Consider the following 23,310-nt stretch of genomic DNA (forward strand, 5'->3'; position numbering starts at 1 on the left):
CACGGCAGAGGGCAACTCTTCAGGTCTCACGAATCCATCCCTGTCTGGTTGATGTAAAGAACCAGTGATCGATTCGCAAAGTAGTCCGGGACGCAACACCGCCAAGATCACTTAACGGCCGCTACCGGACACCCCCGACCCCACCCCCGCAGATGACCTTGATCACATGACGTAGCGTCACAAATACGGAAAGACACATTCCACACCCGGCGGCAAGCCACAGCGCTCCTGTTTGCGCCTCGACGGCCAACGCCAAGGTCGGGGTAGTACTCCCGCAGCAGGGAGCGGAGCTGGTTGGCGATCTGCTGGCGGTTCCAGGTCGCGTCCTGCTGGGCACGGGCCAGGACCGCGATGGCACGGGCGAGATCGGTGCCGGCCGACGGCGGGCGGTGCATGGGCATGTCGGTCCGCAGGATGTTGGCCAGTGTCCGGTCTCCGTGATGTCCGGGCAGTCCCAAAGATCTCCGGGCATCAGGCCGGGCGTCCCACACGATTTCGGGCACCTTTCGGCATTCGCGCCGGTCGCGAGCGCAGCGACTCTTCCGACCCGACCCGCCGCACGGACGACTGCCCGGACTCCTCCGGGACGCAGGGTGCGCTGGGTGTCTCACTCAGGTTTGGGCACCGCAGGTCGAAGAGGGGTCGTACCCGGAGATATCTGCGACCAGACAGCCAGCACGAAGGCGTCACCGGGGTCGGACTTCTTGCGGCAGACACCGTGCCGGTCACGGTAGCGGGCGGCGGCCATCGGGTTGACCGCGAAGACATGCCGCTTGCCCGACCGCAGTATGGCAACCAGGAGACGGCGGCTGGTTTTGATGGCGACCGGAATGGGTGTCTCCTCGGTGCCGCCGTACTCGGCGAGGAGCTCCAGCAGCAGCCGGTAGCCGGACACGTCGTTGCTGATGCGGCGTTCGGCGTGCAGCTGCCCCGTGTTGTCGACCAGAGCGACGTCGTGCTGCTTCTCGGCCCAGTCGATCCCGCAATAGATCACGGTCTTCCTTCCCCTTCCCTCCAGGTGGCGTTGGTGTAGGCGGCGTGCAAACGGGTGCGCTCGTTGCTGCCCAGCGGGCGTATCAGGTGGTCGGCCAGGGAGCTCAGGCCGGCCAGGTTGCCGTACTCGGGCAGATCGGGGTCGTCGAGTTTCCTGGGCGCCACGGCGTCGGCAACTTCGCGGACCCCGTGGCGATGAGGATCTCTGGAAACTTAAAGAGCGTGGACGGTCTCGGAACGCTCAGCACCTCAACCCTATGTCGGGCAACGACAATGCTGATGAAAGCTATATCGAGCACCGTCGCAAGGTGTAGCTTCAGCGCATGGACTTCAAACTGACGCCCGCCGTGGTGAGGATCCTCCAGGCGTTCCTCACCGCGCCGCAGACTCCCCGCTACGGCATGCAGTTGATGGAGGAAGCCAAGGTCTCCAGCGGCTCGCTCTATCCGGCGCTGACCCGGCTGGAGCGGGCTGGATGGATTGTCGGCGCCGACGAGGACATCGACCCCAGAACCGAAGGGCGTCCCGCTCGCCGCTACTACACGATGACCGGCGAGGGCGCGCGCACCGCCCGCCTCGAACTCGCCGAGCTCAGCGAGCAGATGCGCCCGCCGGCCCCGGCGTCGGACTGGACTGCTGGTACCGATCCGCAGGGGGCCTGAAGTCCGTGGACACGTTAGCGACGGCGAGCCGACTTCTCGCGTCGGCGGCTGAGGGCGAAACGCTGTTCCTCGGCGAGGACCTTGTGGGATGGCGTACGGCGCTCATCGCAGCCGTAGCCGCTGCGGTCGCCTACGAGCTGGCCATGACCGTGACGCGGCGCGTCACCTTGCGCCTGCCGTTCCTGATTCTCTATCTCACCCGGATCGGCATGTCTCACGATGTGTGGAAGTCCCTCCACCGCGAGTGGGTGGCCGAACTTCACTCGGTGCTCGGCGACCGCGGCACCCCCTGGATCAAGCAGTTCCTCGACGGCCTGCGCTTCGCCGTCCCCCTGGCACTCGGAGGCGCCCGCCGCACCGGCCAGGCCGACGCAGAGACATCGGCCAGGCGCCGCCTCGCCGCGCAGCCGCAGCCGGACCATGCGTTCGCGCGCCTGGGAGGAATAGTCTGTGGGTGCACACTGACTCTGACGATGGGGTCACTGCCGCTGTCGGCTCCGACCCGGGGAAGTCTCCTGATCGGCTTCGGCCTCTCCGTCCTCCTCGGGCTGGGATCCTGGTACGCAGTGCTGCGGTTCAGGCTCAGGCGGCGCTTCCGCGTCCCCGACACTCGCCGCGAGCCGGAACGAAGCGCTTAGCTGCGACTGTGTGAGTTCGCATTTCAGCAGCCCGTGGCGTCAGCGTCATGCCGTCGACGCTACGGATGGCCAAGGTGGCTGAGTCGATCCTGCGGCAGCGCCGGCAGCACATCGTCGTGACCCTGAACGAACGCGACGGCATCAGCTACACCGACATGGCACCTCACCTCAAGGTCAAGCCGTAATGGGTCAGCAGCATCGCCCGGGGACACAGCCGCTCACCACGCAAGAAGGGGACTGCAGCACCGACGGAGCCCGAGGCGACGTAGCCCGATGCCTCCATTACGTCGGCACACCTCGTGCGAAACGGGAGCTGGCGGCACGGTCTGTACGCCAGCCCGTACCGGACTTGCCCGCCATCACGTACGGCAACGATCGTTCGGCTGCAGTCCCCTTATGGAGCCTTCCGCCGCAAGGCGCCCGCCCCGGCCGGTCTCCCTCGTCCAGCCGGGGCGTCGTGCCCTGGGGTGCACGGCCCTCGTGGTGAGTGGTCAGTAGTCCTCAGGTGCGCGGGGGGCCGCCGAGCCGGCCTGGTCGTAGAGTCCGCGGATCACGTCCACGAGGTCCTGGTGGTCGCTGAGGTCGACGTTGTCGCTGTCGATGGCGTAGCCGACGAGGCTGAACATCTGGTGGATCAGCCGGGCGTGCTTGACCGGTGTCATCGGTGCGGGCGCGGGTGCTGGAGGGTCTTGGCCTGGGGCGGTGGGAAGTTCCCGCAGGGCTGCTTCGGCCTTGCGGTGGGCGTCCTCTGCGGCGACCGTTTCGATGAGCTTGTCCGGCCACGGCGTGCGCACGGGGGCCGGGTCGCTCTCGTCGCCGTTGCGGCGTGCATGCAGGATGGCGACCTGGTTGGCGCGGGCGACCTTGGGGCAGGAGTCGGCCCGCTGCTGAAGGTCGGGAAGGGCGGCCAGGCGCCGGGCCGCCTCGGTAATCTCGGGGGCGTGATCGGCAGCCCAGCGCTGTTCGGCCCTGCGGTCGCGCTGGGTTCGGGCGGCTTCGACCCGGTCGCTCTGGGTGAGAGCGTGGCCGACGATGCCGTCGATGTCCTGGCGCAGTTGCAGATAGCGGCGTTCGGCCGACTGCCGACTGCGTACCTCCATGGCCGGGGCGAGGCGTGACCAGGTGATGTTCTTGCGGCGCGCGGCGGCGATCAGGCGTGGTTCGTCGATCTGGAGCTTGTCCCGCAGGGCGCGCTGGACGAGGAGGGCCGCGAGGATCTTGGTCTCGCTGAGGTCCTCCAGAGCGCCGAACTCGATGCTCTCGAGGATCTGGTCGTACTTGGCCGCGATCTCCCTCAAGGTGCCGGTGTGGTTCAGGGGTCGGGGAATCTTGGCGAGTTCGCCCAGCCAGGTGTCCGGGTCGACTAACGCGGGTTCTTTCAGGTAATTCCAGGCGTCGATTCGATGCGTTTCCGCTTCCGGATGCCTTGATGTCGTCTTGCGGACGACTTTTTTTGTCGTCTGCAAGACGACGTTATGGGATTCAAGCACAGGAAACCTCCGGTGAAATCAGGGTCAGGGAAAGTCACTCGCTGCTGTCGGCAACGGTTTCGCGGTCCTGTCGAAGCCGTCTGCGTCGGCGCCAGGCCCTGGCCAGTGCGCTGGTTGCCGCACCGGTGGCCAGGACCAGCACGCCGGCGATGTACTCGGGCCAGGCCTCGGTCATGAGTTCGTTCAACATGGCAGTTCAGCGCGCCTGCGGGTGCGCCCGCTCCTTTGCTGGGTCGAGGGAGAGCGTCGCGCTTCCCTAGCGGTCAGGCAGGCCCACCCCGTTCTTTTTGTCGGAGTCCCGCCAGGGAATTACCCGATGCAGGCGGAGCGGAGCCGGTGCCGCCGAACATTCTTAGGCCACGGGCAAGTGCCTCACTGCTGGTTGCCAGAGAATGAAGGGGTGGCGAACGGTGGCGAATAGCGAGGCTGTACAGAAAAGACGCATAACGCCCGGTATGGATTTTCCGGAACCCATCAAACGGAATTGGCCATTCAATTCCGCCCCGTGTCGAGGGCGGCCCAGTTGGCACGCAGCACGACATCGCCACCGATCCCCAACAGGCATGCCCGATCCGGGGCCAGCCGCCGGCCCTGCCCTGGATCCCCGGCCAGACCCTCTGGACCTCGGCAGCGACGACCTCAAAGACGGCTGGACCGACCAGCTTGCCGCTACGGATGATGGCGGCTCTGACTCTCGTCGCCCGGTCGGTGCTTCGCAGGATCACCGAGATGGGAGGCACCTCCACGCGCTCCAGCAGCACTTCGCCAACTACCCGACCACCCCGATCCCGCTAAGGGCTGGGCCGTAAACGTTGCCTTCGCCGCTGCGGTCCTTGTTCTCCAGCAGCGCGGTTGCGCCAGCCAAGGACCTGCTCGCAGGGCAGGTTCTGGGACGACGTCGGCCTCCGGCCGCGGTGCGGGAGCAGCGGTTCCGGGCGCGGCGCGGGCAGCGCGTTATCTGCCTCGGCTGCCACCACGCCCAGCCCAAGAAGAATGCCGCACCCACCTTCCGCCGCATGATCGCCAGCCATATCCGTGCCCTGCTACGCGCCCACGACAGCGGCGAACTTGCTGGCCAGATCGCAGTTGCCGCGGAGTCGGTCTCCCTCCGCGGACCAGGGGCCGTCCGGGTGCGGTGCCGACGTGATCTGCGTCGGTCGCGTCCATTGGCGGTGACGCGGAACGGAGCGGCGGAGAAACCTGGAATATTTCGTCGCGTATGCGGTGAGCTGCGGAAAAGCCGAAATCTGCACGACTCCTGCGTGGGGTTAATGTTCCAGGTTTGTGAGTGATGTGGTCATGTGTGCTTCGCGCGCTAGATCCTTGTGATGCGTTCCCCGACGGCTTCGGTGGGCGCCCGGGAGGTCCTCTTCTCGGCCTGGGCCACGTCAGATCCGCTTCCTGGAGGCATCGGTGACTGAGCGTTACAAGCTGATCGTTATAGGGGTGTCGCTGGCGATCCTGGCAGGGGTGGCCGTGGTTCTTCTGGCGATGGGCCAGGCCGTAGCAGTGGTTGTTCCTCTGATTCCTCCGTTTCTTCTGGGAGTTGAGCGGATTGCCCAGGTACTGAAGCCTTCTGCCCGTAGTGCCGGCCGTCCGAACGTTGTCAGGCCGGAGCTTGCTGCGGCTGAGGCTCAAGGGGGCGAGAGTGGGCTGGCCGGGACGGCGGACGGCACCCAGGTCTTCCTCTCCGCCCCCGACTCCACCGTCGCCGACGATGTGGGGCGCCACAGGGAGCGTCATGAGCGCTGACGTTCCACCGCGAGACGACTCCGAGGACACGGCAGCGGCCAGGTCCAGCGGGGTGCCTGAGCACCCGAAGGGTGGCTATTACAGCACCATCGGTGCCATCTGGGACGGCCGGCGGTGGCTTGACACAGCCGAGAGGGGGGCGAAACGCGGCCCGAGGCCCGGGGAGATCGAGCCGTGGGTCAAAGAAGCTCACCGGGCATGGCTCGAGCCGCTGAACCGTGCCTACCGCGCCAGCGGCATGAGCCTGCAGGCGATCGTCGACATCTCCGAGATTACCCAGCCGACGCACCTGTCCTACCTCCTGCGCGGGAAGAGCCCCTATCCGCGATGGGAGCGTGTCCGGTCGATCGCCGAAGCCTTGAAGGATCACCTGGACCTGACCGAGGAAGAGCTTCGACAGCTATGGGTCAACGGCGCCCGCGAGCGCGGCAAGAGTGAACGGTGGATCCACCAGAAACTGGGGGAACGGCAGCGGACATGGGGGCTCGGAGGAGGACTTGCGGTGGCCGTCGCCCTGGCCGGCTCACTCTTGAGTCTGCTCAGCGCTCCTGGAGGTGGGGAAGCGGCCCGCAGCCCGGTGGACCTGCCGCGCGCCGCACCGTCGTCGTCGGCTCACCCTGTGGCACCCGCGCCCACCTACGGCCCGGGTGATCCGCAGACCTCTCCGCGGCTTCCCCGCTACATTCCGGCGGATACCCGTACGTCCGCGCTCACGGTCGCTTTCAAGCGCGACACGGATGTGCTCACGCCCAGGGATTCGTCGGGCATGACACCGGTAGGCACTCTCCCCCGCCGTACCCCGGTCGGTGTCGAGTGCGCGACAGCTGACGGAGACGGTACCGAGTACCTGAAGATCGCCAACGAGCCCAGGAACTACTACGTCCCGGAGAACGGATTCCGGTTCACCGTGACGCTTGAGGGCCTTGACGACTGCTGACCGCACGTCGTCCCGCCCGGCAAGTGAAGCCATCGGGAGGGGCACAGGATGGTGCCCCTCTTTGTCATATCGGCCCCCGCCCGCCCTCCTCGTCGGAGACCAGGTGCCGTGGTGCCGCAGCGAGACGGGTGGGCGCCGGGGTTGGGCTGGATGGGGCAGGTCACCAGAATGGGTCTTGTTCCCTACCAGGGCGGTCTTGGAGGCTCGTAAGACCCCGCCCCCGTGTCGAGGAGGATCCATGCCGTCCGAACCCGACATTCTGGCGCCGCCGCCACGGGTGAGCGAACGCATCGCCCGCTGGGAGACATTCCTCAACGGGGCGGTGCCGACGAAGAAGGACGACGTCGGCGCCAACCTCCTGATCTCGACATGGAACCTGCGCGCCTTCTCCGACCTCACCAAGGCCTGGACCACCCCGGACGGCGCCTCACCGAAGCGGAACTTCACCGACGTCCACCTGATCGCGTCGGTGATCCGACGCTTCGACGTGGTCGCGGTGCAGGAAACGCGCGGAAACCTGCGGGCCCTGCGCCACCTCCTCAAAGTCCTCGGAGACGACTGGGCGTTCATCCTCACCGACGTCACCCTGGGCAAGGAAGGCAACGGGGAGCGGCTGGCGTTCCTGTTCGACACCCGCCGGGTGAAGCCGTCCGGCCTGGCCTGCGAACTGGTCGTCCCCATCGAACAGGACGCGGGCGTGAGCGCCAGGGACCTGGAGCGGCAGTTCGCCCGCACCCCGTACGCGGTCAGCTTCCTCTCCCAGGGCCAGACCTTCACCCTGGTCACCCTGCACGTCCTGTTCGGGGAGAACGCCGCCGGCCGGGTCCCGGAACTGAAGGCCATCGCAGAGTGGCTGGCCACGTGGGCGGAGCGGGAGTTCGGCTGGGACCACAACCTCATCGCGCTGGGCGACTTCAACATCGACCGTGCCGGAGACCCTCTGTTCGAGGCGTTCACCTCCACCGGCCTGGTCCCCGCACCCCACCTCGCCGGACTGGCACGCACAATCTTCGACGACCCCGGCGCGGAGCACTTCTACGACCAGATCGCCTGGTTCACCAAGGGACAGAAACACCGCCCCGTGCTGACCTTGGAAGCCACTGCCGGCGGTCACATCGACTTCGTGCCCGACCTGAAGGGAGAACGCACCCTGACGGAGCTGTCCTGGCACATCTCCGACCACTACCCGCTCTGGGTGGAATTCGCGATTCCCGGACCATGACGTGTCCAACGCCGCGTTGCCTCGCCCGACCTTGCGGACCAGGTCGGACAGGGAACGCCGCCTCGGCACGGCTGTGCCGGGCGAGCAGGCGCGGGTAGGACACGAGCGCCATCGGGTGTCCGGCCTCCATGCGGACCCGGGTGATCTCGTCCGGCGTGCAGCTCCACCACGTCGATTTCGAAGTCTCACCCCGCAGGCGCAGGTGCCGCGTATGTCGGGGGCGCGGCACGAGGGGAGCCACTTACGACACCCTCACCTTTCACGATCCATACGCACTGTCCGCACGCTGTGATCACGTTCGGTATGCTCCAGGCGTTCCAATTCGCACCACTGAGGGGGGATTTCCTCATGCGTTTGCGCCACGCGCTCGTCGCTGTCGCCGGGGCGGGCATGGTCGCCGCCGTCACCACCGTTCCGGCCCAAGCCGCCGAGTACTCGTCCGCGCTGAAGGTGAAGGGCGTCCAGTACGACGCCCCCGGCACTGACTCCAACCGGTGCTCCGGCGGAAACACCAAGAACGAGTACCTGACGATCAAGAACTACTCGAGGACCGCGAAGGTCAACCTCAAGGGCTACGTCGTCAAGGATGCCGCCGGCAACAAGTACACCTTCACCGCCAACCACACCCTCGAGCCCGGCGACTACGTGACCCTGCGCGGCGGCCGCGGCACCGACTCCGACGCCGGCAACGTGGCTTACCGCCAGAACTGCAACTTCATCTGGAACAACGACAAGGACACCATCTACCTGCTCAAGCCGGGCGGGGCCAAGGCCGACGTCCACTCCTACACGAAGCGCGCCAACGACGCTGACGGCAACGGCTACATCAACTACCACAGCTGAACATGAGACACCCCGCAGCGGCGCGTCGGGCCCCGAGCAGACGTCGGACGCGCCGCTGACTCGTGCGGCCACGCCGGGCGGCAGCAGCATCAGCAACACGCCGACTGACCTGGTCACAGGGCACGTGCCGGCCATCGAGGAACCCTTGGAGGCCTGTACGTGCACGCCCGGCGGGATAAGGCTCTGCACGCTGGCATGCCGAACCCCCCCAGCGCGCGGCCGGGGGTTCGAGGCGCGGGGCTACCAGGATCTCGGGGCGTACTTCTCGATCAGGCCGTCAGCCACTCGGGCGTGGCCTCCACGTCGAAGGGGCTCGTGCTGCGCAGCGTGATGCTGGCGGCGTCCATGTCGACCACGCCGTTGCCCAGGACGCGATAGCGGAGACGGCGGCCTCCCAGGTGTGCTCCGAGGCGCTGGCCTCCAGGCGATACGTCCATACAGAGTACGGAGCGATCGTCGTGCGGAGGCCGTCGCTCAGGTGAGGCTGGTCCGCCAGGCGCAGGACCTCGACGTGCTGCTGCGCGAGCCGCTCGACGGGCAGATCCTCGGGCCGGACCCGGTCCGCGGTGGTGACGCGGGTGGCGAGCTCGCAGAAGAACCTGTCCTGCGCCTTGCCGGTCCTCGCGCCGGCCACCATCAGCTCGCCCAGGAACTGGCAGAACGCCCACGGGCTGAGGTTCTGCACGTATTCCAGGGCGGCATCGGTGGCCTGCTCGCGGTAGATGAACCGGCGCCAGGCGCAGACGGCGGTGAAGCTGGCCGCGAAGGCAACGTCGCCGTCCAGCGGCGCCTGGTCCTGGACGCGTCCGTGGGCGAGGCGGATGAGGTGGTCGGCACGGAGGTGCTGGTCGTGGCCACGGTGGAAGCGGGGCGTGGCGGGGGTCAGCATGAGCAGGTCCCGCAGCCGGTCCGCGAATGTCTCAGCGGTCTCCCGGTCGGCGGCGCGGGCCGCTTCGTTGATGACGGCGGGCGTCTTCTCCGGGGTCTCGATTGCGTTCTGCACGGTCTCTCTCCACTTCGCGGGACGGGGTTGACGCCTCAAAAATTAGTGGGTACCCATCAATTCGGTCAAGTGGGTACCCACTGGATTTTTTAGCGGGTACCCACTACGGTGGTCGCATGGACGAACTCCCCGAACTCCCCGACGTCTTCAAGCCGCTGGCCAGCCTGATCGAAGGACCCGAGACCATCGATCAGGCCGCGCTGCTCAGCGTCGCCCTCCTGGCGATCCCCGACCTGCAGAAGGCCCTGCGGCAGCGCCGGCAACACGTCGTCGTGACCCTGAACGAACGCGACGGCATCAGCTACACCGACATGGCACCTCACCTCAAGGTCAAGCCGGAACGCGTCAGCGGCATCGCCCGGGGACACAGCCGTTCACCGCGCAAGAAGGGGACCGCAGCACCGACGGAGCCCGAGGCGACGTAGCCCAGGCGACGACGGCGGCGCACGCGGCGCGAGCAGCATGTGGTGAGGCTGCGCACCCGGGGCACCCGTGTCCCTGCCTGACGTTGGAGAGAGGGAACCGGCCGACGAGACCGCAGGTCACGCACTGGGCGGTCCACGGTGCCGTGACAGAGTGGGCCGGACAGTCGGCCACACGATGGCCGACTCGATGCCCAACGCGCAGGCGCCCCCCTGTGAGGCTGAACGAGTCAGTGCCCTCCCTGGGCGTCGTCAGCTCAGGGAGGGCTGCCCACCCGAACGGAGTAGTGCCGGAACCGGGATCGGCGCCCTTGCTCTCTCCTGCCGCGCGGCCGAAGGCCGTGCGCCGGGTCCAGCCGTGCTTGATGAAGATGGCTGATCCGGTGTTATAGACAACAAGTCCCACAGCAGTGACGCTGGGTGTCCAACCGGTGTGGGGTCAGGGGGAGGGACCATGCGGCGAGTGGAGGAACTGCGGGAGCGGACTGTCTGGAGGAGCGATCCGCACACGCAGGTCAAGCACCTCGTGTACCGGCACTACCTGCAGTGTTGGATGGGCAAGATCCTCCAGACGTTCCCCGAGGCCACCATCGTCGACGCCTTCGCGGGCCCGGGCGTCTACACCGACGGCCCGCCAGGCTCCCCCATCGTGGTCGCCAAGACCTTCCTCGAGCACACCGCGTACCGGCGCTTCAACAAGCTCAACCTAGTCTGCCTCGAAGAACGCCCCGACCGGGTGGAGGAGCTGCGGCGGCAGTTCGCCAAGCTGCCCCCGTCGCCGCAGTTGAAGATTAGCGTGCAACCGCCCGGCGTCTTCGCCGAACAGCAGCCCCGGCTGTCCAAGCTCGCCCACCGCGGCCGTGCCGAGACTCCAGTGCTGTGGCTGATCGACCCGTTCGACCTGAAGAGCGCACCGTTTTCACTGATCAGGCAGTGCCTCGCCGGACCCCGTGACGAGGTGCTGTTCACCCTCTTCACGAACGAGCTGCACCGCTTCTGCCAGCGCGAAGGCTTCGACAAGACCATGAGCGCCTACTTCGGCGGGGACCACTGGCAGGCGGCGAAAACCGAGCGGCGCGGCCGCAGAGAGGCCTTCGCGACGGCCTATCAGCACGGCCTGAAAGCCCAGGGCCTGTTCACCGGCGGCTTCGGCATCAAGGTCAGTAACCAGAGCGCCCGCTACCACCTGGTCCTGGCCACCCACAGCGAAGCAGGCCTGAAGTGCTGGGCTCCCGTGACCTGGAAACTGGACCACTACAGCGGCCAGGGCGCATCGGCCGAGACGGCAGGCGCCCTGTCGCTGTTCGACGAGACCTCGGTTGTGGACCGGCTGGACGTCGCACTGCGCGCCTATGCCGGCACCGAGCAACGGTGGGAGACGCTGTCCAGCCAGGCAGCCCGGCTGAATCACATGGACAAGCACCTGCGCCAGGTCCTGGACAATCTCGCCGCCCAAGGCCTGGCTTTCCGCGTCGACCCGGTCCGCGCGCGCACCGCCTGGCCGGAAGGGTGCACCGTGCGCTTCTACGCCCCCGAGGACGTCGCCGACGAAGCCTCCTAGCCTGAGGGAAGCACCAACTGGCGCTCCGGCATGTCATCCCAGGTGCGGCCGTCCAGCTCGCGGCCGCCGGCCTTCGGCGTGCGGCCGCCCCACTGCTTGAAGAAGAAGGACACCTCAGCCTCCTGGCAGATGTCCCGGATCTGCGTCACCCAAGCCCCATCCATCGGCCGGTGCCCGGGACCGGACTCGCCTCCGGCGATGACCCAGTCGACCCCCGTCAGTTCCAGCCCGTCCAGCGGCCCCAGCAGCGGCTCGCACGACAGGAACTTCACCGCCGCCGGCACCTGCCGCAGGTCGTCGACGCGCGGCAGCTCCTTCGCGCTCTCCACGGACACGCCCATCCACAGATTCGCTGGCCACTCCAGCCGGTCGGCGACCTGCCGCAGGCGCCGCGCCCGCTTGGTGAGCACCTGGTAGGTGTGCTGCGGGGTCTCCGCGATCACGTCGAAGACACGGCGCACGTAGTCGAGCGGCACCCGCGCGTGGAACAGGTCGCTCATGGAGTTCACGAACACCGTCCGCGGGCTCTTCCACCCGTATGGCACGAGCAGGGCGTCCGGATGCACCGTCAGCCCGAACCCGGGCCCGGACGTGCGCGGGTCACCGTCGGCCTGGTACTTCGGTGATCCCATCGCCTTCAGTCGCTTCGCCAGCGTCAGCGCGTAGCAGTTGTCGCACCCCTCGGAGACGCGGTCGCACCCCGTGGTCGGGTTCCACGTCGCCTCGGTCCACTCGATCGCACTGCGGTCACTCACCGGCCGGCCCTCCATCCCCTCGAACCGAGCCTCATCCCCGACGGCGCGGTCGCGGCCCGCTGCAACCCCAACGACCCGCCGCACCACCGGGTACTGGCATCCAACCATCCGACGTCCGCACCGTACTCACTACCCCAAAAATGAAACATATGTTCCCTTCCTTGTGATGGTCTACGTACTGCAAACCGGCCATCCTCTGGGCGCTGGCCTGCTGCCAGTCCCCGCCCTGTTCACGCTGTGGGCCGCAGTGCCGCCGATCCCGGCACTGCGGCAGCCATCCCGGAATCCCGTCCTGCTCGTTCCGCGCGGGCCCGGCGCAGGGCGGCGGCCTCGGTGGCAGCTGCTGCGCGGCGCCGCTGAGCGCGGGTCACCTCGATCAAGGGCGGCGCGTCGTCAGGGACGACTTCAGGTTCGGGGAACGCGCGGCGGCTGAGTTCGCGCATCGCCCGGGTCTGCCGCTCCGCCGCTTCCCCGATGTCCGGGTCCACGCGGCGTGGCAGCGCGGCCTCCTGGTGCGCGGCGAGCGTTCGGCGGTAGCCGTCGCACGCCGTCTCCCTGGTCCTTGCCGGGCCCGTGGGCGGGGCCGGGACTTCCGGGGCGGCGTCGTCCGGGGTGAGCGTGGGCACGGAGCCGGGCGTGAGGATCCGCAGGGAGCGTACGACCGTGCGGCCGGCCGACGTGTTGGCGGCCGCGATGATCCGGGTCTGTTCCAGCCGGGCCTTCGTCGCCCATGCCGCAGACTCCGGGCACACCGTGAGCCGGCCGAAGTCAGGGTCGTAGCCGACCGCCATGACGTGCCTGGCGAGTTCGGGGGCGATGGCCTCCCACTGCTGGCGCAGCGTGGCGCCGGCGGCCGGGAGTTCCCAGGCCTGCTCGGTCACCAGGGCGCCGATCGCCGCACCGAGTCCCATCGGCTCGCGGCCGTCGCGCCGGACCACCGACGTCGTCCGGGGCTTCGGCTTCGGCGTACGGGTGTTGCCGCCGTTCTTGCGTGCCGTCTCCAGCGCGGCGCGCAGCGCGACCCTGGCCAGGTCGACGCCCGACAGCTCGCCGCCGCTCATGACCGCTCCCAGGTGGTGTAGCCGAGGTTCAGGTGCCCGAGGCGGGACAGGCGCTGTACGTCCGTGACGAAGGCCCTGGTGAACAGCCGCTGTGCCGACGTCTCGCCGTACCGGTCGATGTGGTCGAACACGACCCGGTGGTCGCGGGCGGCGCGGGTGCGCCAGTCCAGGACCTGCTCGCGGGTCAGGTCCTCGAGGACCAGGTCTTGGTCGACGTCGTCGGCTGCCGGCTGCGGTGCGGGCACGGCGGGGGCCGGGCGAGGGGCGGGCAGCACGACCGGAGCCGGCGGCATGGCCAGCCCATCGTGGGCAGGGTGCGCGGCTGCGACGCGGGCCTTAGCTACCACCTGCCGGGCCCTGACCTGTTCCCACTCGTGTTCGCGTGCCCACGCCCGGGCGGTCACGGTCTCGTGCAGCTGCCGGTCGACCGCTGTACGGCGCTCCGTCTCGGAGGCGTATGGCATCGCGTCGTCGACGGCGGCCGCGACCGCATGGCGCAGGGCACGGCTGGCGGCCCGCCGGTCTTCGCACCGCGGGCAATCCCGGCCGGAGTCGAGCAGCATGCGGTCGTCGCACAGCCGTTCGCCGCACTCCTGGCGCTGCGGCAAAGCCTTGCCGATCAGCCAGCCCACCGGGTCCTGGATCGGACCACCGAGGCACAGCTGATCGGCAAGGCGTCGGGCGAGCCGGTCGGTGAGGACCTGCGGCGCGTCGATCCGGCCGACGAACCCGCTCACCGTGACCAACTCGGAGCGGGCGGCGGCCTCCACCAGACGGCGGGCGGCGGGACGCTTCAGACGCGCCCAAACAAGCCGCACCGGCTCCAAGATCACCTGCAGGTCATCCGCCGGCATGACCACCCTCCCCCGCTGCTGCCTGCTCTGACCGGCACCGTCCACGACCCGCACCGGCAGGCTGGCCAACGGCCCGCGGCCGCCCATCTTGCTGCTCGACGACGGGGACTTCTTCGGCTGTTCCCCGCGCAGCGGGCCGTCCTCGCCGTCGACCAGGCGCAGCCCGTCGAGAGCATCTGTATCCACGGGCTGGCCCTCGCGCTCGCGTGCGTACTCCGGCCGAAGGCCTTCCCCATGACGGCCTTCGCCGGAAAACCCGCCAGAGAGCGAGAGAGAAGTGACGGAAGTACCCACAGGAGGGTGATCAGTGTGAAGGGCTGCCGCAAGCGCGGGGTTTGTCACCCCAGCCTCGTCCACCACGCGTACACCGCTGACCTGCGGATCTGTTTCCGACTTGGAGGCCTCACTACCCCCTGCCGCAAGCGCGGGGTCTGAAAGCTCGGGCTCGGCAGCTTCCAAACGGTCGTCCCGGGCGTCGGCGACTCCATCCTGGCCGTGCGCGGCAGCGACCGCTGGCACCACCAGCCGCGTCCGGTGACGCAGCTTCGACGCGGTCCGCACACGGACCCGCGCCACCAGGTCGCGGTCCTCCAGGCGCTCCAGCACCCGCTCACCCGCCGACGCCTTGCAGCCCAGCAGCCGGGCCACCGTCGCCGCCGCGCGGCCGCGCTTGGTGTCCACCGTGCCGCCGCACTGCCGCACCCGGCCGTTCTCCCGCGCCTCGAGCACCAGCAGCAGCAGTGCCAGCCGGTCCGTCGCCGCTGCCCGGCCCGTACGTGACCCGAGCAGGCCGGCCGGAGTCACCGATCCGTCCCGGTGTACCCAGCCCGGCGCCATCACGGCCTCCAGCAGCCGTAGCAACGTCGCGAGCTCCTTCTTCGCCAGGGCCAGCGGGTGTCCGACCGTGCCGTGCGCGGCCCACATCGGTAGCACCTTGCACTCCAGCCCGACGTCCTGGCCGAACTCGCCCTCCGCCGTGGCGACGTCGACGACGCCCGAGCGACGCAGCGCCGGCACGACGTCCGAGGCGACGTACGACGCCGACAGCCCCAGCCACCGACCGAGCTCCGGCGTACGGATCTCCACCACACCCGACTCCGACGGCGTACGCGACGCCAGCACGATTACCGCGAGACGGACCGCGTCCGACATGCCGTCCAGTCCGGGGATGTTCAGTAGCGCGCGCACTGCACCACCCAGCCGGGCACGGGCATCCCGCCCCAACGCGAGCGGATGCGCCGGACCGCGCACCGGCGCCGGGCCGGCCTGCGCGGGCACCGACCGCAGCCGACGACGCGGCACACCGTTGTTCGCGGTGGCCGACGCTGCCACCGCGATCACCGGGCACCCCGGAAGGACGTCAGGACATGATCCATCCGGCGACCATGGACCAGGTCACCTGTGGACAGAGTCTGGCGAGCTGCAGCAGGCCTGTGGATGACGGTTCCGGACGCGGGCGCGACGGGAGCCGGGAAAGAGAGGTGCACACCTTCTAGGGGTGTTGCGATCGAGTCCCGTGTGACACCGGACGGGCGCGAGATCGGAAAGGCATCCTGAATAGCGGGATGTACCAGGCAAATCAGTCTGTGAGATTGAGCCAGACCGGACGTTGCGGGCGGGCAAAAGTGCATGAAACAGGCATAAGCGGGCTGGCGAAAGCCCGCGCGGTCGTGCAGAATGACGACGTCCTCCTTCTATGAAGGTGGGTACGACGAAGCCCCTAGTGGTGCTTCGTGGTTCGGTGAGAACCAGGAGTTGAACCGTTCGGCCGGGTGCGAACCGGTCGGGCGATCCCTTCGGAGGGCCTGCGAAGCTCTCCGGTGGCAGATGGGGTGCCAGCCGAGGTGACTGCGAATCACCTGGGGGCTGGTCCCCGGCGGCGACGCCGCCTCTCGACTAACTCACACCGCTCCCCTCAACCGGGGGACTGACGGCTGTGCGCAGCACAAACGCCCCGTCGAAGGGCCAGCGGTCGCTCATGCGCTGCTGGCACCACGGCGGGGTGCTGTGTGTCTGGGGCAGGGTACGGGTACCCTGGATCATGTCGATCACCTTGGACTCGCTGAAAAGGACGGGTGGTCGGCTGGCCGTCGGACTCCTTCCACAAAGTCCCTCGGCTCGCCCCCTCGACTTGCTGAAGGTCGTGGGGGCCATTTTTTTATTGATCAAGCTCGGGGACACGATACTCCCCTGCCTCTCCGATACGGGCCCCAGGGGCTCACGTGTCGCACGGCCCCACGCTTGATGTCGGCCTGTCAAAGGCCCCACGTCCTTCGCAAAATGAAGCACCTCCAGGTGCAGGAACGCCCTGATGAACAGGCGAGTTCCATTGATTCGAGCATAATCTGATTGCACATCAAAAGCCCTTTGAACAGGCTGATCTGGCAATCCCGCCTGGCGGTCATTTTTATGCCCGCGCGTCCCGTGCCACGGGATGCGGTTCGGCTCAAGCCCGCCGAAGGCACGTCCAGACAGAGGCGATGCCGCGTCGCGGATAGGGTCACTTTCGTGCAACAACGACTGGCGCTCTTCGACCTCGATGGCACGCTGGTCGACCGGCAGTCGGCCGTGACCGGTGCCGTGACAGCCCTGTGCCGAACCCACGGATTCAATCCCACAGTCGAACAGTGGCTGCTCGCCAGGCTGGCCGACCGAGCGAACGCGAGTGACTTCGCCCAGCTGCGCGCTGTCTTCGGCCTGCACGAGCCAACCGCGGAACTGTGGCACGAGTACGTCGACCTGATGGCAGCCACGGTCTCGTGCCGTCCACCCGTTCTCACGGGCCTGGCCCGACTCCGGGAAACGGGATGGACGATCGGCATCGCTACCAACGGTGCCTCCGAGATCCAGCGTGCAAAGCTTGCAGCGGCTGGCATCAGCGACCTGGTCGACGGCGTTGCCGCCTCCGGCGACCAGGAGATTCGAAAGCCCGACCGGCGCCTCTTCGAACTCGCTGCCTCCCGCTGCGGCGTGAGCCTTGCACGTGGTGGCTGGATGATCGGCGACAACCCGGCCGGCGACATCGGCGGCGGCCACCAAGCCGGCCTGCACACCATCTGGCTGCGCGGCCGTCCCTGGCCCAATGGCCTCGCCGCCGCGGACCACAGCGTCGGCGATGTCACCGACGCCATTACCATCCTGCTCAACGAGACGGAGTAGAGCCATGCTCACCCAGTCCACCGTCGGCATGCTCCACCCCGGCAGCATGGGTGCCGCCGTCGCTGCCTGCGCCGCGCCCAACGCGGCCGTCGTCCTGTGGTGCACAGAAGGGCGCAGCCCGGCGAGCATCGCTCGAGCCGAGCGGTTCGGCCTGGAGCCGGTGCCCACGCTGCAGGAGCTGCTCGACCGGTGCGACATGGTCATCAGCCTCTGCCCGCCGGCCGCAGCCGAGGATCTTGCCCGTGAGGTCGCGGCGCACCGGTTCGAGGGCGTGTATGTCGAGGCGAACGCCATCAACCCCGAACGATCTGTACGGATCGCGCGATTGCTCGAAGGGACAGCGACCGTCGTGGACGGCGGCGTCGTCGGCTCCCCGCCAATGGGAGGCAGGACGCCAACGCTGTACCTGTCCGGGCCAGCTGGCGCGACGGCCTGTGTGGAGGAGCTCTTTGCGGGCACCGACGTCCTGACCAAGGTGCTGGGCACCGACGTGGGCCAGGCATCCGCGCTGAAGCTGGCGTACGCCTCGTTCCAGAAGACGAGCCGCGTGCTGGTGGCCCTCTCGGTGGGGTTGGCGCGCGAGCACGGCGTCGACCAGGAACTCATCGACGTCGCCTCACGGCGCACCGACTCGTACCTCTCTGAGCCGGAATACATCGCCAAGACGGCGGCGCGCGCCTGGCGCTGGGGCCCCGAGCTGGAGGAAGCAGCCGACACGCTTGCGGCCGCCGGCCTTCCTCCCGAGATGCTGCGTGCGGCGGCGTCGACGCTGGCACGGTGGAACGACTCCAAGGACGACGGCGAGCTCACGCTCACCGACGCCCTCAACCGGCTCGCCCGGCTGTAGCCCGCTCTCATGCCGTTGCCGCCCCTGCCCGCTGCGTCAGCAGCTGGTCGATGAGCAGGGCTGACTCCTCCGGTGCCGTGACCAGGGTGTCCACCGTGAGGTCCCAGTTCAGGTCCGGGTGCCCGTCCAGGTCGTCGCGGGTCGTCCGCCACGCGGCGAGCCGGGCCGCGGTGTCACTGTCGCCGCGGCCGACGGACCGCTGTGCGGTCACCTCCTGCGAGCACCACAGCAGCACCACAGCCCAGCCAGCCGCATAGCCCTCGACCAGGGCGCCGATGCCGTCGACCTGGCCAAGGTGCACCACCGGCACTCCAGCCGAGAACGCGGCGTCCAGACTGGGGCGGTCGATGACGTACGTGTTGCCGTACCGGCTGTTCGTGTAGATGATGTCGTCCGCGGCTTCAAGGACGCGCAGCTGCTCTGCCGTGCCCATCCGGTAGCCGACGCTCTTACCGGCGCCGATCTTGAGTCGCGCGAACGGCCGGTACCGCGAGTCGAGCGCGGTGAGCGCGGTGGTGACGGTGTCCTTGCCCGACGCTGGCGGGCCGTACAGGATCACGCCTTGCTTCAGGTTCATACGGACATCACGCCCAGCGCCTGGCGGGCCTGGTCTGCGAGCGAGACCGCAGTGCCCAGCCTGTTGTCGACGACCAAGTGCGGTACCGACGGGCGTAGTTCCAGGTCGATCGTGGCCATGTACTCATCCCATCGCTGCAGCTTCCAAGCGTCACGGGCCGCGGAGCGGAAGCCGATGTACTCGCGCATCGACTCTTCATCGCAGCGGACCCAGACTGGGAAGACGTCGACCCCCATGGCGTTGCAGCGATTGGTCAGCCGTTGCATCCAGCCCGCGTTCGTCATCTCAGCAATGAATGGCGCGGTCAACACGGTGGAAATGCCGCATTTGATGTTGGCCATGGCGGACTGCATCAGGCAGTCGTACTCCAGCGGCCGGACCTTATCCCGGTAGATGTCGGTGTGCCGGTCGTTGGCGTCCGCGCCCAACGCGACCAGAAGCCGCTCCACCAGAGGACGGGTAAGCGGGTCCTTGTCGAGCAGCGGCCAACCGGTGAGCTGGACGAAGAACCTGGCGAGCTCCGTCTTGCCGCTGCCGGCGTATCCGCCGACCAGGATCAGGACGGGCCGGTGCGGATCGCCGCCGGTGTGCCTACGCTTCCAGGCGTCGATGATCCGCTGCTGCAGAGCGAAGTGGTCGGCAGACTCGGTTCCGGGGCCGATGCGGTGGATAGCCCGTTCCACAGCCAGGACATGGGCACCGTTGACCCGATCGTCCGTCGGCGTGAGTTTGAACGAGGTCTCCTCACCCGGCAGGGCACTGCGAAAGCCGAGATCAGGCTCGGTGGCTCTGTAGAGCAGGCAATAGGCACGACGGTAGTGGGGACCGGGGTAGACCTCTCCCTGCTCGTGTTGCCACAGGGTTTGAGGGTTTGCCGCGGGAACCCCCTTGAGCTTTGCCTTCTCGGCAACAGCTCGAACGCGCTCCCCCGCCTGCTCCAGCGTCAGCCCGTGCGCTTCGCGATGCTCGCGTAGCTGCTCGGGGCGCCAGCCGACATGGTTCTTCCCCACCCTCTGATCCTCCGTCGTCATGATCCGGAGCCTAGGACCAGACCCCGAATTCCCATGTGTACGCGGATGTTGAAAACCCGTGAACGAGCAGGTGAACGAGCTTCGACAACCGTTCGTGATGTTGCGCTGAAGCTACGGCCGGTGTGATGGCCCCCACAAGACGAACAGTCAGGAGGGAGCCACGGTGCGTGCAGGCCGCAGAGCTGATTTAGGCATTGCTGCTGTGCCACATGCCTGGCCGAAGGATGTCCTCCCAGACCTCCAGCGGCCCGTCATCGTCGGAGTAGAGGGAGCGCAAGACCAGTACAGGTACTGGCACGTCGGGTGGTACCTCGATGCCGAACTCTGCGAGTTCGTTGTCGGACGCGAGGCGCGCGGTGCTCTGTTCAGGGCCAGCCGTGATGACCTTCCCAGTGCGCTCGGCATACAAGTCGTGGCGGAACTTTTCCATCGGCCCCTCATGGAGCAACTCGGGGAGAGCGATCAGTGCCCGCATGTGGATGACGTTCAAGGCAAGCACGGTGGGCTTGTCGTCGCGTACGAAGGTCCGGCTTCTGAGCACGACCTCGTCATACAGGTCGATACCGAGAAGATTCGCGACCTGTGGGTCTGCACACGACCGAAGCACGGAGCGCGAATTTACGTAGGTCTCCCGGAAGGCGAGAGGTCTGCCGGTCCGTCGCAGACGCTCAAGTCGTGCGGCGCCGGTCAGGATGCTCGAGGGCATGCTGTCGGGCCCCAAGACCGTTGTGCCACTCCCCTGAGCTGTGCTTACGAGTCCTTCCGCTTCCAGCGCCTGATAGGCGCGGTGGACGGTCGCCGTTGCCCCCTTCCCTTGCCTGACCAGGGCTTGCACAGAGGGAAGCCGGTCACCGGGTGCGTACACCCCCTCGGTGATCTGAGCTGCGATGTCGTCTGCGAGCTGGCGCCACTTTGGTGGTCGCTTGGGGACTTGGGGAGACAAGGCGGCGACTCCTTCCTGGTCGGGCCCTGCCCAGTCAACTTCATTCTAGAAGGGTTGACAAGTCTTCTAGAAGACTCCATCGTCTACTTGTCACCGCTCCGGAGGGACGAGCCGCCGGAAGGCGCCTGCTTGGCCTGCTCGAACGCACCTGATCGTCGTGTTCCGCCTCTGTGGCGGACTCCACCGAGAGGAAGCCACCCCATGAACGTCACCGGCCGCCCCATCGCCAGCCTCGCCACCGAGTCCTTTGATTGCGAGACCCTCGCGCTCCTGGACGAGCTGGAGGTGGAGCTCCCGGAGTTCGGCAACGTCGACCTGGACGTGGCGTTCGGGACGCCGCTGGAGATGCACGAGCTGTGGGCGACCCCGCAGGAGCTGGCCCGCTTTGAGGCCGGAGCGGGCCTCAAGGACGAGGCGGAGCGGGTGCGGGAGCTGTGGGCCGACTTCCTGGCGAGGCGGCACGCGGCGTTGGACATCGTTGCAGTCGACCCGTCGGTCACCGCCCTGGTCCGCGAGCGCCTGATCGACGTTCTCCTCCCGTACGCCTCCGAGCTCAACCCCGCGAACACGGACGTGTCCGCTCTCCACGGCGCCGTGACCGCCGCCCCGCTCGCCGCCTGAACCCCGCCGATCCGCCGATCAACACCGAGAGGACCTGATTGCGATGCAGACTCCGGACTCCTTCCGCGCCGCGCACGGCGATGTCACCACCTGGTCCACCGCCGAGATCGAGGGCTACGAGCACACGGTCGAGGCCGCGAGCCCGGCCTTCGCCGAGGCCATCGCCACCAACCGGTTCGTCCTCGGCCGTCACGCCGAGGGCGGTCAGGTCGTCGTGGACCTTGCCACCGCCGAGGACCTGGCCCAGCGCCGCGACGCCGGCATGCTCCACCCGCTCATCGGCGGCACCTCGCGCAGCGGCAAGACCAGCGCGGCCGCGCTCCACCAGGCGCAGTTGGAGCACCTCGCCAGCTGAACCCTGCCCGGAGGCCTTCTATCAGGACCGCGCCCTGCTCGGTCCTGGTGGTGGGAAGCCGGACCCACGGTCTGATCCCAATCAACTTCATATGTCTGGCTGTCCGTGCTTACACGCCGGCCTTTGGTGACGAGTTCGACGCGGTCCCTTGGAGCCACAGCCAGATGAGCCATCCGCAGCTATTGCGCTGCCCGCCGGTCAGGAAGCTCGGGCCCGCCCGACTCCTGGCTGAAGGAGAACGCAATCGCTATCCCTGGGAGTCACTCAATGCGCCACAACGGCCGCGCCGCCATCAAGGCCAGCAGCCTTCGTCCCGAGCACCTCAACCTCCGTGAGGGCGAGACCCGCAGGGTCGTCTGCCCAGACTGCAAGACCTGGCACCGCATGACCCGGTCGATGATCCACCCCCACCGCGACGGCGTTGCCCAGCCGAAGCCCGAAGGCCGCCGCTACCGCGACGCCTCCGTCAAGGACAAGCCGTCCAACGGCCGCCGCTGCCCCGGCAGCGCGCAGCGCATCGAGATCGACATCACCCCCGAGCAGTGGACCGAGCGGCTGCTCGCCGCCGAGGGCACGGCGTCCAGCCGACGCACCACCAGCCCGGTTCGCAAGCCCCGTCCTCAGGCCGCGCCCGCGACCGCGCAGATGAACGCTGCTGCCCGCGGCCCGCGCGAGCAGCTTGCCGAGCACCTCCAAGACGACTGCTCGCAGTGCCGGCTCGGGCACTGTGCCCGGGTGATCGAGCTGCGCAAGCTGATCAGCCGCATCGCCCGCGCCGAGGTTCCCGAGCTGTACGGGCAGCTGCGCACTGCGCTGCAGCAGCACCGCGCCAACTGCTCGCGGTGCGAGGCGGACACGCCGTGCGAGGCGGGTCGTCGGCTTGCTGCTCGGATGTCCGGGCTCGCCCAGGAGCAGATGCGCAGCACGCGCCCCGACCTGTACCGGACCGTCCGTCAGGTCCCGACGGTCCACATGACGCGCGAGGGCTTCGTCGTCCGGACCGCGACTTCCTGATCACGAAGCCCAAGAACACTACGAACGACCACGGCCGCCGCCCTCCTGACATACGGGGAGGGCGGCGGCCGTGGCTGCTCGTACGGCAGTTGACCGTCGACCAGAGAGGAGCCCCGCCGTGGGCCTGTTCACCCCGAAGTATCCGACCAGCGACACCCGCAACGCCACCGGCCAGCCCGTAGAGCGCACTCGCCGATCCAGGCGAACCTCCGGTTCCGGGAGTACCTCCGTGGCCTCTGGCCTGACCGCTGATCAGATCCGTGGCTTGTCGTCCCAGCCCGGCGTCACCGTGGACATCCGAGGAAACACCGCCAAGATCACGGTCGATGAGTGGGACACCCACGCCCGAATCACCAGCCAGGTCTACACCCGGCAGTCCGACGGCACCTGGACCTGCTGATCCTCGCTGTCCAGCAGCCAGCCGGACTGGTATCTCGCTCGGAACGGCGCCCTGGCAGTCCGCCGTCCTGCTTGCCCGTGCTCAGCGCCCGCGTGACGAGCCGCGGGCGCTGAGCACGCGCACGAACGACCACGGCCGCCGCCCTCCCTGACGAACACGGGAGGGCGGCG

24 protein-coding genes and 2 pseudogenes are annotated in these 23,310 nt (G+C 68.0%); 14 read left to right on the forward strand and 12 right to left on the reverse strand.

Translation table 11 applies throughout. The features are described from left to right. Positions 1 to 260: 260 nt before the first annotated feature. The 3 genes and pseudogenes from ACWCPF_RS37120 to ACWCPF_RS37130 all read right to left on the reverse strand — a co-directional run. Positions 261 to 425, reverse strand: a pseudogene (locus tag ACWCPF_RS37120) (IS110 family transposase); the annotation flags it as partial. Between the two features lie 245 nt (positions 426 to 670). Then, positions 671 to 994: pseudogene (locus ACWCPF_RS37125) on the reverse strand (IS110 family transposase); the annotation flags it as partial. After that, positions 991 to 1,158, reverse strand: coding sequence for a hypothetical protein (locus ACWCPF_RS37130; RefSeq protein ID WP_451049536.1), 168 nt, complete (start codon positions 1,156 to 1,158; stop codon positions 991 to 993). The pseudogene ACWCPF_RS37125 and the gene ACWCPF_RS37130, both read right to left, overlap by 4 nt. Positions 1,159 to 1,316: 158 nt before the next feature. Here ACWCPF_RS37130 and ACWCPF_RS37135 point away from each other — a divergent pair, with 158 nt between their 5' ends. Both ACWCPF_RS37135 and ACWCPF_RS37140 read left to right on the forward strand, forming a co-directional pair. Then, entirely contained in the window at positions 1,317 to 1,655 is a 339-nt protein-coding gene (locus ACWCPF_RS37135) for a PadR family transcriptional regulator (RefSeq protein ID WP_451049537.1), read from the forward strand. Positions 1,656 to 1,660: 5 nt separating this feature from the next. Next, entirely contained in the window at positions 1,661 to 2,293 is a 633-nt protein-coding gene (locus ACWCPF_RS37140; protein ID WP_451049538.1) for a hypothetical protein, read from the forward strand. 491 nt (positions 2,294 to 2,784) lie between these two features. On the opposite strand, the gene ACWCPF_RS37145 is transcribed toward ACWCPF_RS37140, so the two are convergent. Continuing rightward, the gene (locus tag ACWCPF_RS37145; protein ID WP_451049539.1) at positions 2,785 to 3,759 is read right to left on the reverse strand and encodes a hypothetical protein; all 975 of its coding nucleotides are present in this window, start codon (positions 3,757 to 3,759) and stop codon (positions 2,785 to 2,787) included. Between the two features lie 58 nt (positions 3,760 to 3,817). Next, entirely contained in the window at positions 3,818 to 3,973 is a 156-nt protein-coding gene (locus tag ACWCPF_RS37150) for a hypothetical protein (RefSeq protein WP_451049540.1), read from the reverse strand. A 1,223-nt stretch (positions 3,974 to 5,196) separates the two neighbouring features. Here ACWCPF_RS37150 and ACWCPF_RS37155 point away from each other — a divergent pair. The 4 genes from ACWCPF_RS37155 to ACWCPF_RS37170 all read left to right on the forward strand — a co-directional run bounded on the left by ACWCPF_RS37155 (position 5,197) and on the right by ACWCPF_RS37170 (position 8,537). Further along, positions 5,197 to 5,535 (forward strand): hypothetical protein, encoded by a 339-nt coding sequence (locus ACWCPF_RS37155; protein WP_451049541.1) that lies wholly within the window; start codon positions 5,197 to 5,199, stop codon positions 5,533 to 5,535. Continuing rightward, the gene (locus tag ACWCPF_RS37160) at positions 5,525 to 6,472 is read left to right on the forward strand and encodes a hypothetical protein (RefSeq protein ID WP_451049542.1); all 948 of its coding nucleotides are present in this window, start codon (positions 5,525 to 5,527) and stop codon (positions 6,470 to 6,472) included. Before ACWCPF_RS37155 ends, ACWCPF_RS37160 begins: the two co-directional genes overlap by 11 nt. 238 nt (positions 6,473 to 6,710) lie before the next feature. Continuing rightward, entirely contained in the window at positions 6,711 to 7,694 is a 984-nt protein-coding gene (locus ACWCPF_RS37165; protein WP_451049543.1) for an endonuclease/exonuclease/phosphatase family protein, read from the forward strand. A gap of 348 nt (positions 7,695 to 8,042) precedes the next feature. Beyond that, positions 8,043 to 8,537 (forward strand): lamin tail domain-containing protein, encoded by a 495-nt coding sequence (locus ACWCPF_RS37170; RefSeq protein WP_451049544.1) that lies wholly within the window; start codon positions 8,043 to 8,045, stop codon positions 8,535 to 8,537. A gap of 277 nt (positions 8,538 to 8,814) precedes the next feature. Here ACWCPF_RS37170 and ACWCPF_RS37175 read toward each other — a convergent pair whose 3' ends face one another. Then, entirely contained in the window at positions 8,815 to 9,540 is a 726-nt protein-coding gene (locus ACWCPF_RS37175; protein ID WP_451049545.1) for a hypothetical protein, read from the reverse strand. Positions 9,541 to 9,656: 116 nt separating this feature from the next. On the opposite strand from ACWCPF_RS37175, the gene ACWCPF_RS37180 reads away from it, so the two are divergent. Together ACWCPF_RS37180 and tcmP are read left to right on the forward strand one after the other, a co-directional pair. After that, entirely contained in the window at positions 9,657 to 9,965 is a 309-nt protein-coding gene (locus tag ACWCPF_RS37180; RefSeq protein WP_451049546.1) for a sigma-70 family RNA polymerase sigma factor, read from the forward strand. A gap of 451 nt (positions 9,966 to 10,416) precedes the next feature. Beyond that, positions 10,417 to 11,523: a three-Cys-motif partner protein TcmP gene (gene tcmP / locus ACWCPF_RS37185; RefSeq protein WP_451049547.1), complete on the forward strand. Its 1,107-nt coding sequence runs from the start codon at positions 10,417 to 10,419 to the stop codon at positions 11,521 to 11,523. Here tcmP and ACWCPF_RS37190 read toward each other — a convergent pair. From ACWCPF_RS37190 to ACWCPF_RS37200, 3 genes are all read right to left on the reverse strand, one after another. Further along, positions 11,520 to 12,278 (reverse strand): DUF5131 family protein, encoded by a 759-nt coding sequence (locus tag ACWCPF_RS37190; RefSeq protein ID WP_451049548.1) that lies wholly within the window; start codon positions 12,276 to 12,278, stop codon positions 11,520 to 11,522. The two genes, tcmP and ACWCPF_RS37190, sit on opposite strands and share 4 nt — an antisense overlap. 230 nt (positions 12,279 to 12,508) lie before the next feature. Continuing rightward, on the reverse strand, positions 12,509 to 13,339 hold the full coding sequence (locus ACWCPF_RS37195; RefSeq protein WP_451049549.1) for a DUF721 domain-containing protein: 831 nt from the start codon (positions 13,337 to 13,339) through the stop codon (positions 12,509 to 12,511). After that, entirely contained in the window at positions 13,336 to 15,534 is a 2,199-nt protein-coding gene (locus ACWCPF_RS37200) for a hypothetical protein (protein ID WP_451049550.1), read from the reverse strand. Before ACWCPF_RS37200 ends, ACWCPF_RS37195 begins: the two co-directional genes overlap by 4 nt. A 1,167-nt stretch (positions 15,535 to 16,701) precedes the next feature. Between ACWCPF_RS37200 and ACWCPF_RS37205 the strand changes: the two genes are divergently transcribed. Both ACWCPF_RS37205 and ACWCPF_RS37210 read left to right on the forward strand, forming a co-directional pair. Beyond that, complete coding sequence (locus ACWCPF_RS37205; RefSeq protein ID WP_451049551.1) at positions 16,702 to 17,352, forward strand: HAD family hydrolase; 651 nt, start codon at positions 16,702 to 16,704, stop codon at positions 17,350 to 17,352. A 4-nt stretch (positions 17,353 to 17,356) separates the two neighbouring features. Then, complete coding sequence (locus ACWCPF_RS37210) at positions 17,357 to 18,199, forward strand: DUF1932 domain-containing protein (protein WP_451049552.1); 843 nt, start codon at positions 17,357 to 17,359, stop codon at positions 18,197 to 18,199. 7 nt (positions 18,200 to 18,206) lie between these two features. Here ACWCPF_RS37210 and ACWCPF_RS37215 read toward each other — a convergent pair whose 3' ends face one another. From ACWCPF_RS37215 to ACWCPF_RS37225, 3 genes are all read right to left on the reverse strand, one after another. Further along, positions 18,207 to 18,776: a guanylate kinase gene (locus tag ACWCPF_RS37215; RefSeq protein ID WP_451049553.1), complete on the reverse strand. Its 570-nt coding sequence runs from the start codon at positions 18,774 to 18,776 to the stop codon at positions 18,207 to 18,209. After that, complete coding sequence (locus ACWCPF_RS37220; RefSeq protein WP_451049554.1) at positions 18,773 to 19,807, reverse strand: AAA family ATPase; 1,035 nt, start codon at positions 19,805 to 19,807, stop codon at positions 18,773 to 18,775. The genes ACWCPF_RS37215 and ACWCPF_RS37220 overlap by 4 nt, the downstream gene beginning before the upstream one ends. A gap of 187 nt (positions 19,808 to 19,994) precedes the next feature. Further along, on the reverse strand, positions 19,995 to 20,750 hold the full coding sequence (locus ACWCPF_RS37225) for a GntR family transcriptional regulator (RefSeq protein ID WP_451049555.1): 756 nt from the start codon (positions 20,748 to 20,750) through the stop codon (positions 19,995 to 19,997). 201 nt (positions 20,751 to 20,951) lie between these two features. On the opposite strand from ACWCPF_RS37225, the gene ACWCPF_RS37230 reads away from it, so the two are divergent. The 4 genes from ACWCPF_RS37230 to ACWCPF_RS37245 all read left to right on the forward strand — a co-directional run bounded on the left by ACWCPF_RS37230 (position 20,952) and on the right by ACWCPF_RS37245 (position 23,140). Further along, entirely contained in the window at positions 20,952 to 21,371 is a 420-nt protein-coding gene (locus tag ACWCPF_RS37230; RefSeq protein ID WP_451049556.1) for a hypothetical protein, read from the forward strand. 43 nt (positions 21,372 to 21,414) lie between these two features. Beyond that, on the forward strand, positions 21,415 to 21,726 hold the full coding sequence (locus ACWCPF_RS37235) for a hypothetical protein (protein ID WP_451049557.1): 312 nt from the start codon (positions 21,415 to 21,417) through the stop codon (positions 21,724 to 21,726). Positions 21,727 to 21,993: 267 nt separating this feature from the next. Next, positions 21,994 to 22,740: a hypothetical protein gene (locus ACWCPF_RS37240; protein ID WP_451049558.1), complete on the forward strand. Its 747-nt coding sequence runs from the start codon at positions 21,994 to 21,996 to the stop codon at positions 22,738 to 22,740. Between the two features lie 265 nt (positions 22,741 to 23,005). After that, complete coding sequence (locus ACWCPF_RS37245; RefSeq protein WP_451049559.1) at positions 23,006 to 23,140, forward strand: hypothetical protein; 135 nt, start codon at positions 23,006 to 23,008, stop codon at positions 23,138 to 23,140. Positions 23,141 to 23,310: the final 170 nt, after the last annotated feature.

This window comes from Streptomyces sp. NPDC001858, from assembly GCF_053594615.1.